Origin of the sequence: Kitasatospora sp. NPDC093806 (assembly GCF_040683335.1) — a bacterium.
Classification (GTDB): domain Bacteria; phylum Actinomycetota; class Actinomycetes; order Streptomycetales; family Streptomycetaceae; genus Kitasatospora.
On the sequence record NZ_JBFBDO010000014.1, the window covers coordinates 99672 to 108685 of the forward strand.

Consider the following 9014-nt stretch of genomic DNA (forward strand, 5'->3'; position numbering starts at 1 on the left):
CTTCTCTCAGTCTTCGTCGTACGTCAGTCGGTCGCTCAGTGCCCGGCCTTGGGCGAACGCCAGCGGGCGATGCCCCGGGCGATGAGGTTGAGCCCCATCACGAAGGCGATCAGCACGAGCGCGGCACCCCAGGCCCGGGCGTAGCCGTACTGGTTGGCCACCTGGTTGTACTGCTGCCAGATGTACATCGGCAGCGACTGCTGCGGCCCGTCGAACGGACTGCTGTTGATGTAGTCCGCGCCGAAGACCAGCAGCATCACCGGGGCGGTCTCACCCGTGATGCGGGCGACCGCGAGCATCACACCGGTGGTGATGCCGCCGATGGCGGTGGGCACGACGATCCGCAGGATCGTCTTCCACTTCGGCACGCCGAGCGCGTACGACGCCTCGCGCAGCTCGTTCGGGACCAGCTTGAGCATCTCCTCGGTGGAGCGGACCACGACCGGCAGCATCAGGATGGCCAGCGCGAGGCTGCCCGAGAAGCCGGAGTAGTTGAAGCCGAGGGCGAGGTTCCAGACGGACAGGACGAACAGACCGGCGACGATCGACGGGACGCCCGTCATGACGTCGACGAAGAAGGTGACCGCCTTGGCGAGCTTGCCGCGGCCGTACTCGACCAGGTAGACGGCGGTCAGCAGACCGATCGGGGCGGCCATCAGGGTGGCCAGTCCGACCTGCTGCAGGGTGCCGATCAGCGCGTGGTAGATGCCACCGCCGGGGCCCGACTGCCGGACGCCGCGCATGGAGTGCGACAGGAAGTTGCCGTCCACCACCTTGATGCCCTGCTGGACGGTGTAGACGGTGAGCGAGAGCAGCGGGATGACGGCCAGGATGAAGGCGACCCAGACCACCGAGGTGGCGAGCCGGTCCTTGGCCTGCCGGCGGCCCTCGACCTGGGCCGAGAGCACGTAGCTGATGACCACGAAGAGGACCGCGGAGATCAGGCCCCACTGGAGCTTGCTCTCCAGGCCGCCGACCGCGCCGATGCCGCAGCCGAGGACGACGGCGCCGGCGGCCACCGCGGGCGGGGTCCACTTGGGCAGCCGGTTCGCGGTCAGCGGGCGGCCGACCGGACGGGCGTCCGCGGGGGCCGAAGTGAGCGAGCTCATGCGTTGGCCCCCGAGTACTCCTTGCGGCGGGCGACGATCAGCCGCGCGGCACCGTTCACCAGCAGGGTGATCACGAACAGGACGAGGCCGGAGGCCATCAGCGCGTCCCGGCCGAAGGGCTGGGCCTCGCTGAACTTCAGCGCGATGTTCTGCGCGAAGGTGCCGCCCACCGGGTCGAGCAGGTGCAGCGAGAGGACGTTGCTGGAGGAGAGCACCACGGCGACCGCGATGGTCTCGCCGAGCGCGCGGCCGAGGCCGAGCATCGAGGCCGAGATGATGCCGGGGCGGCCGAACGGCAGCACCGCGGTGCGGATCATCTCCCAGCGGGTCGCGCCGAGCGCCAGCGCGGCCTCCTCGTGCATCCGCGGCACCTGCCGGAAGACCTCACGGCTGACCGCGGTGATGATCGGGAGGATCATGATCGCCAGCAGGATGCCGACGGTGAACAGGTTGCGCGGCGTGGCGGTCCGGGACTGGTCGAAGACGTACGTCCAGCCCAGGTAGGTGTCCATCCAGCTGGTCAGGCCCTCCAGGTGCGGCACCAGGAAGAGCGCCCCCCACAGGCCGTAGATGATGCTGGGCACGGCCGCCAGCAGGTCCACCAGGTAGGCGAAGGTCTGGGCGATCCGGCGCGGCGCGTAGTGCGAGATGAACAGCGCGATCCCGATCGCCACCGGGACGGCGATCACCATCGCGATCGTCGCGCTGACGATGGTGCCGAACACCAGGACCGCGATGCCGAAGACCGGCTTCGGGTCGTCCGGCTTCCACTCGAAGGTGGTGAGGAAGTTGCCCTCGTTCTTGCTCAGGGCGATGCCCGAGCGCCAGGCCAGGAAGCCCGCGATGGCGGCCATGACCACCAGCAGCAGGATGCCCGACCCGCGGGACAGGTTCATGAAGATCTTGTCGCCGACCCGGCTGTCACGCCGGCGGCGTTCCCTGCCGGGCGGGGCGGCAGGGGTGTGTGAAGTCATTGGTCTACTCCGGTCTGGTGGCGCTGCCCCGAGGGGGCGGCACCATGGCGGCGGTGCCCCGGACGTGGTGCGTTCGTCGGAACGAACCGCTGGGGACGGCCCCGGCCCCCCTCGTTCACGGGGCCGCCCCAGCGGAGGTACTACCGGATCAGGCGAGGGCCTTGACCGCGTCGGTGACCTTGCCGGTCAGCTCCTTCGGCAGCGGGACGTAGCCCGCGTCGCCGATCGCCTTCTGGCCGGCGTCGCTGATGGCGTAGGTCAGGAAGGCCTTGAGCGAGTCGAGCGTCTCGGCCTTGTTGCCCTTGTCGCAGACGATCTCGTAGGTGACCAGGACCAGCGGGTAGGAGCCCTCGTCCTTGGTCGCGTAGTCGAGGGTCAGCGCCAGGTCGCTGCCGGTGCCCGCGATCTTCGCCTTGGCGAAGGTGTTGGCGGCGTTGACGGCGGTGGCCTCGACCGGCTTGGCGGCACCGGTGTTGATCGCGGCGCTCTTCAGGTTGTTGGTCTGGGCGAACGACAGCTCGGCGTAGCTGACCGAGTTCTTGACCTGCTTCACCTGGGCCGAGACACCGGCCGAGCCGCTGGCGCCCTGGCCGCCCTTGCCCGCCCAGGCCTTGCCGGCCGGGTAGGACCAGGCGCCGCCCGAGGTCTTGGCGAGGTACTTGGTGAGGTTCTCGGTGGTGCCGGAGTCGTCCGTGCGGTGGAAGGCCTGGATGTCGGCGTCCGGCAGCTTCGCACCCGGGTTCAGCTGGGCGATCGCCGGGTCGTTCCACTTGGTGATCTGCGAGTCGAAGATCTTCGCGATGGTCGGGCCGTCCAGGACCAGGTTGTCGACGCCCTCGACGTTGTAGACGATCGAGATCAGGCCCGCGACGACCGGCAGGTTGATGCCCTGGCCACCGGTGCAGACGGCCTTGCTGGCGTCGACCTCGGCCGGCTTCAGGGCCGAGTCCGAGCCGGCGAACTGGATCTTGCCCTGGTTGAACTGCTGGACACCGGCACCCGAGCCGCCGCCACCGTAGTTGATGGTGGCTTCCTTGCACGCCGCGCCGAAGTTGTTCTTCAGGATGTCGATCGCGTTGCCCTGGGCCGTGGAGCCCGCGGCAACCAGGGGGGCCGGCTTCGGGCCGCAGTCGATCGCCGGGGCGGCGGAGGCGGAGCCGCTGGTGCCGGACGCGCTGGTGGTGTTGTTCTCGTCCGAACCGCAGGCGGCGAGCGACAGCGAGCTGACGAGCGCCATGGCACCGATGGCGAGGGCCTTGGAGCGGCCGTTCCGCTGGAGCTTCACTGGGTGTCCCTTTCTGTGGCATTGCCCGGCGCGGCCGTGCGGGACACGGCGGAACGCGGGCTTTGCTGGGGTCCGGGGCCCGTTCGGCCCTCCGGTGGTACCGAAGTTAAGCCGGGTAGGTGACGCGTCAGCCGGTCGGAAGTGAACGGCGAGTGAACCTCGAACGGATGGCAGGAAACTACGTCAGGTAGTAACGGTTGCGTCACGGCACGGGCGCGGGGAGATCACTTCCACTGTTCCTTCACGAGCCCGCACCCGGCAACCGGACCGGCCGCGCCCCCAGCTGCTCCAGCAGCGCGTCCACCAGCCGCCGGTCCTGCTCGTGGGAGAGCCGCGCCCGCGCCTTGCCGGCCGGCAGCCACTCCAACCGGTCCACCTCCCGGTTCGGCCGGAACTCCCCCGCCGCCGGCACCGCCGCCCAGTACCGGACCTCCTTCGGCCGGCCCTGCGCCAGGTAGTGCTGGGTCGGCAGCTCCGCCCCCAGCACGCAGGAGAACCCGGTCTCCTCGCGCACCTCGCGCAGCGCCGCCTCGACCAGGCCCTCGCCCGGGTGCAGCTTCCCCTTCGGCAGGCTCCAGTCGTCGTACTTCGGCCGGTGGATCACCGCGATCCGCGGCCGCCCCAGCCGGCCGCTCTTCTTCACCCGGCCGGGCAGCCAGAGCACCGCCCCGGCCGCCAGCACCACCGGCCGGCGGCCCACGGACGAGCGGTGCACCGCGGCCGCCGCCCGATCCGGGGTCCGCGGTCTGCCGCCCACCTCAGGCCGTCCGCGATTCCGCCGCCGGCCCCCAGCCCTCGGCCGACGGCAGCTCCAGCCAGGCCTCCACCCCCGAGGGCAGCTCCGGCCACCGGTGCCCGAAGGCGTACCGCGCCGCCTCCACCTCCAGCCGCTGGTCGGCGTGCACCACCCCCAGCACGTACGCCGTCGCCGGCGTGATCCGCGGCGTGCGCGCCGCCGTCGCCGCCGTCACCGCCGCCTCCGAGGCCTCCTGGTGCCGCAGCAGCACCCGGTCCAGCTCGTCCAGCGCCGCCGACGGCCGCCCGCACACCTCCAGCGCGTACCGGGCCCGCTTCACCAGCACCCGGGTCCGGTGCCACGGCGCGTCGTCCGCCGCCAGCGCCGCGTCCGCGTCCAGCGCGCCCCGCGCACTCGGCACCGCCCCCAGCCGGCGCAGCCCGTCCCCGCCGTACGGCGTCGCCGCCCGCTGCAACGGCAACTGCTGGGCGCTCGCCACCAGCGCCGCGAACGCCGCCGAGGCCTGCGGCACCAGCACCGCCGCCGCCCGGCCGTCCGCCTCCGCCGCCAGCGGCGCCTCCGCCACCAGCAGCGTCATCCGGTCCGCCAGCGCGTGCAGCCGCGCCGACCGCAACTCCTGCAGCACCGTCGAGTGTGCCCTGGTCCGGGCCAGGGTCAGCTGCCGGTCCAGCAGTGCCCGCGCCTTCGGCGCCCCCGCGTGACCGGCCAGCATGCCCGGCCCGTCCGCCTCGCTGCCGCTCAGCCCGTCCAGGGCGCCCAGCAGCCGGGCCGACCGCCGCACGTACCCCGGCTCCAGCGCCAGCAGGTTCAGCAGCCAGCCCAGCTCCGTGCGCGACTCCTGCGTCCAGCCCGGTTCGAACACCGCCCCGAAGGTGTGCAGCAGCCCGCTGACCCGCCGCACCGCCCGCAGCAGGTCCGCCGTCCCCCCGCTCGGCGCCACCGACGCACCCGGTCTCGCGCCGACCTCGCCCACCGCCAGCGGCAGGGCGCGCAGGAACGCACCCGCCAGGGCGGTGAGCTGGCTGGAGAGGATGTCCCCGGCGGTCGCGGTGGAGGCCGCCTGGGCCGTCATCGGCGCATCGGTCATGGCTAGGTAGATCCCCGTTCCCCCGGGGCCGTCCCCGGGGCTGGTGGCCGACCGCTCAGCGGGTCCCTACCGCTCAGCGGCTCGCGTCGGTGGGTCGCGCGGTCGCGTCTGGCAACGTCACGTCGTCGTTCTCCGGCGGCGGCGTCCGGCCCGGCTTCCGGCGTCAGCGGGGTCGTGGCGGCGACCGGCGGTCATCGGGCGGTGGCGGCCCGACGACGCTGACGCGAGTCGATGAGCAGGTCCTGGACGTGCCGCAGCTGCCGGCCGTCGGCGTCCTGGGCGTGCCGGGTCCAGGCCCCGTCCGCCCCCAGGTGCCAGGACTCCGTCTCGTCCGACACCCCGAGGTCGATCAGCCCGGACAGCTCGGCCCGGTGCGCCGGATCGGTGATCCGCAGCAGCGCCTCGATCCGGCGGTCCAGATTGCGGTGCATCATGTCGGCGCTGCCGATCCACACCTCCGGATCCCCGTTGTTGCCGAAGACGAAGATCCGCGAGTGCTCCAGGAAGCGCCCCAGGATGCTGCGCACCCGGATGTTCTCGCTCAGCCCCGCCACCCCCGGGCGGATCGCGCAGATCCCGCGCACCCAGACGTCCACCGGCACCCCGGCCTGCGAGGCCCGGTACAGCGCGTCGATCACGGCCTCGTCGACGATCGAGTTGACCTTGAGCTTCACGTACGCCGGACGGCCGGCCCGGTGGTTGGCGATCTCGTTGTGGATCCGCGACACCAACCCGTCCCGCAGCCCGCGCGGCGCGGTCAGCAGTCTCCGGTACGACTCGCGGCGCGAGTAGCCGGACAGCCGGTTGAAGAGGTCCGAGAGGTCCGCGCCGACCTGCGGGTCCGAGGTCAGCAGACCCAGGTCCTCGTACAGCCGGGCCGTCTTCGGGTGGTAGTTGCCGGTGCCGACGTGCGAGTACCGGCGCAGGGTGTCACCCTCCTGCCGGACCACCAGCGACAGCTTGCAGTGCGTCTTCAGCCCGACCAGGCCGTAGACCACGTGGCAGCCGGCCTCCTCCAGCTTGCGGGCCCACTTGATGTTGGCCTGCTCGTCGAAGCGCGCCTTGATCTCCACCAGGACCAGCACCTGCTTGCCGGACTCCGCCGCGTCGATCAGCGCGTCGACGATCGGCGAGTCCCCGGAGGTCCGGTACAGCGTCTGCTTGATCGCCAGCACGTCCGGATCGGCCGCGGCCTGCTCCAGGAAGGCCTGCACCGAGGTCGAGAAGCTGTCGTACGGGTGGTGCAGCAGCACGTCCCGCTCGCGCATCGCGGCGAAGATGTCCGGCTGGGAGGCCGACTCGACGTCGGTCAGCCCGCGCGCGGTGCCCGCCACGAACTTCGGGTACTTCAGCTCCGGCCGGTCCAGCTCGGCGATCCCGAACAGCCCGGTCAGGTCGAGCGGACCGGGCAGCGGGAAGACCTCCGCCTCGGTGATGTTCAGCTCCCGCACCAGCAGGTCCAGGATGTAGGGGTCGATCGACTCCTCGACCTCCAGCCGCACCGGCGGGCCGAAGCGCCGCCGCATGAGCTCCTTCTCCAGGGCCTTGAGGATGTTCTCGGTGTCGTCCTCCTCCACCTCCAGGTCCTCGTTGCGGGTGACCCGGAAGGCGTGGTGGGCGAGCACCTCCATCCCCGGGAAGAGCTCCTCCAGGTGCGCCCCCATGACGTCCTCCAGCGGCACGTACCGCTGCGGCGAGGCCTCCAGGAAGCGGGCGAGCGACTGCGGCACCTTCACCCGGGCGAAGTGCTTGTGCCCGGAGACCGGGTTGCGCACGACGACCGCCAGGTTCAGCGAGAGCCCCGATATGTAGGGGAAGGGGTGCGCCGGGTCCACCGCCAGCGGCGTGAGGACCGGGAAGATCTTCTGCCGGAACAGGGTGTGCAGGCGGGCCTGCTCCTTCTCGGCCAGCTCCGACCAGCGCACCACCTCGATGCCCTCGGTCGCGAGGTCCGGCAGCACCTCCTGCTGGAAGGCGGCGGCATGGCGGGCCATCAGCTCGCGCGACCGGGTCCAGATCAGGTCCAGCACCTCGCGCGGCTGCAGGCCGGACGCGCTGCGCTGGGCGACCCCGGTGGCGATCCGGCGCTTGAGACCGGCCACCCGCACCATGAAGAACTCGTCCAGGTTGCTCGCGAAGATCGCCAGGAACTTGGCCCGCTCCAGCAACGGGATGCCCGGATCCTCCGCCAGCTCCAGTACCCGCTCGTTGAACGCGAGCCAGCTGCGCTCACGGTCCAGGAAGCGGCCCTGCGGCAGTTCCTCGAAATCCTGCTCGTCCGTGGCCGGCAGCTCGGGCGGTATTCCCAGCGCACTGGACATCCGGGCGGGCGGGGACAGCGGGGCAGGGACGGGGCGGGGGATGCTCATGGGCTCCAGCTCCTCCAGCAGGACGGCGTCCGGGCACGAAATGCTCTTCGGGCCGTCGCCCTCGCCCAGCGCCAACGCCCACCCACCCGGCGCGGTCGTCACAGAACCGGCCGGCAGGTGTCGGCCGACGCTGCACGAGCGAGACACTACGGACTTCATCCTGTGATCTTCGCGGCATCAATTGAATCCACGGTAAACACCGCATGGCCAGGAGGAAAGCTGAGTCGGTCGGGGCCGGGGCGGTGGTGCGCGCCCGTTGCCCCTGCCCCGACTTCTCCGCTATGCCGACCCGACCACCGCCGGCCTACGGCCTTACGGCCCTCTTCCGGCCCTACGGCTTGCCGGCGTAGGGGGTCCGGTACATCAGGTCCACCTCGTGCACGGTGAATCCCAGTCGTTCATATACCCGCACCGCGGCCGGATTGTCCGCGTCCACGTACAGCAGTACCGTGTCCAGCCCGCGCTCGCCGGCCGCCGCGTCCGCCCCCGTCAGATGACGCAGACCGGCCGCCGTCAGCGCCCGGCCGAGCCCGCTCCCCTGCTCCGCCGGGTCCACCCCCACCACGTACACCTCGCCGAGCGCGGGCTCGGTCGCGGTCGCCGGGTGCGTCTTCGTCCAGTGGAAGCCCACCACCTTGCCGTCCCGGACGGCGAGGAAGAAGCCGGCCGGGTCGAACCACGGCTCGGCCAGCCGGTCGGCCAGGTCCTGCTCCGTCCAGGAACCCTGCTCCGGGTGGTGCGCGAAGGCGAGCGCGTTCAGCCGCAGCCACTCCGCGTCGTCCTCCCCCGGCCGGAAGGTCCGCAGCTCGACACCGGCCGGGAACGCGACGGCCTCGGTCTGCGGCCCGGTCCGACGCATCTGCCGCAGCTCACGGACCAGCTCGGCGCCGTACCCGTCAGCCAGGTGCCGGGCCGCCGGATGACCGCCGTGCACCCAGAAGTCGACGTACTCCCGGCCGGCCCGGTGCGCCTCGGCGAGCACGGCGTCCACCAGCGGCCGCCCGAACCCGCGGCCGCGGGCCTCCGGGGCCACGACCAGCTCGGCGGCGGGGTTGGCGCCGTCGCCCTCGGGGACCTCCAGCTGACCGTAGCCGACGGTGGCGCCCCCATCCTCCGCCACCTCCAGGAAGTGGGTCACCCCCGGCCGGCCCGCCTCCGCGGAGCGCAGTCGCAGACGCCCCTGCTCGGAGACGGCGGCCCGACCGTCCACCTCCTGGGCCTCCGCCAGGACCCGCAGAGCCGCGTCCCGCTGCGTCGGCTCCAGTACCGCACTCGCGACGACCGTGGCGCCGCCCGTTGTTGCCGTTCCATCGTCCATGCCCTGACGATACGTCAACGGGAAATGCAAAGAACCCCCATCCGGATCCCGGATGGGGGTTCTTTGTGAATGATTGTTCGGCGGCGTCCTACTCTCCCACAGGGTCCCCCCTGCA

At 71.7% G+C, this 9014-nt stretch carries 7 protein-coding genes; all 7 read right to left on the bottom strand.

Annotated elements, in window-relative coordinates:
- Window positions 1-35: 35 nt before the first annotated feature.
- Entirely contained in the window at window positions 36-1109 is a 1074-nt protein-coding gene (gene pstA, locus AB0N76_RS11015; protein WP_363555504.1) for a phosphate ABC transporter permease PstA, read from the bottom strand.
- Window positions 1106-2083, bottom strand: a complete 978-nt coding sequence (gene pstC, locus AB0N76_RS11020) for a phosphate ABC transporter permease subunit PstC (RefSeq protein ID WP_363555506.1) — start codon at window positions 2081-2083, stop codon at window positions 1106-1108. Before pstC ends, pstA begins: the two co-directional genes overlap by 4 nt.
- A gap of 148 nt (window positions 2084-2231) precedes the next feature.
- Window positions 2232-3368, bottom strand: coding sequence for a phosphate ABC transporter substrate-binding protein PstS (pstS, locus tag AB0N76_RS11025; protein WP_363555508.1), 1137 nt, complete (start codon window positions 3366-3368; stop codon window positions 2232-2234).
- A 241-nt stretch (window positions 3369-3609) separates the two neighbouring features.
- Complete coding sequence (locus tag AB0N76_RS11030) at window positions 3610-4032, bottom strand: NUDIX hydrolase (RefSeq protein ID WP_363555527.1); 423 nt, start codon at window positions 4030-4032, stop codon at window positions 3610-3612.
- Between the two features lie 94 nt (window positions 4033-4126).
- On the bottom strand, window positions 4127-5212 hold the full coding sequence (locus AB0N76_RS11035; RefSeq protein ID WP_363555510.1) for a CHAD domain-containing protein: 1086 nt from the start codon (window positions 5210-5212) through the stop codon (window positions 4127-4129).
- Window positions 5213-5403: 191 nt separating this feature from the next.
- Window positions 5404-7581, bottom strand: a complete 2178-nt coding sequence (locus AB0N76_RS11040; protein ID WP_363555512.1) for an RNA degradosome polyphosphate kinase — start codon at window positions 7579-7581, stop codon at window positions 5404-5406.
- Window positions 7582-7912: 331 nt separating this feature from the next.
- Complete coding sequence (gene mshD / locus AB0N76_RS11045) at window positions 7913-8899, bottom strand: mycothiol synthase (RefSeq protein WP_363555514.1); 987 nt, start codon at window positions 8897-8899, stop codon at window positions 7913-7915.
- Between the last annotated feature and the right edge of the window lie 115 nt (window positions 8900-9014).

Coding starts and splice junctions, on each gene's coding strand:
- mshD (WP_363555514.1), bottom strand. CDS start 8,899: ATGGACGATGGAACGGCAACAACGGGCGGCGCCACGGTCGTCGCGAGT.
- pstA (WP_363555504.1), bottom strand. CDS start 1,109: ATGAGCTCGCTCACTTCGGCCCCCGCGGACGCCCGTCCGGTCGGCCGC.
- AB0N76_RS11040 (WP_363555512.1), bottom strand. CDS start 7,581: ATGAGCATCCCCCGCCCCGTCCCTGCCCCGCTGTCCCCGCCCGCCCGG.
- AB0N76_RS11035 (WP_363555510.1), bottom strand. CDS start 5,212: ATGACCGATGCGCCGATGACGGCCCAGGCGGCCTCCACCGCGACCGCC.
- pstC (WP_363555506.1), bottom strand. CDS start 2,083: ATGACTTCACACACCCCTGCCGCCCCGCCCGGCAGGGAACGCCGCCGG.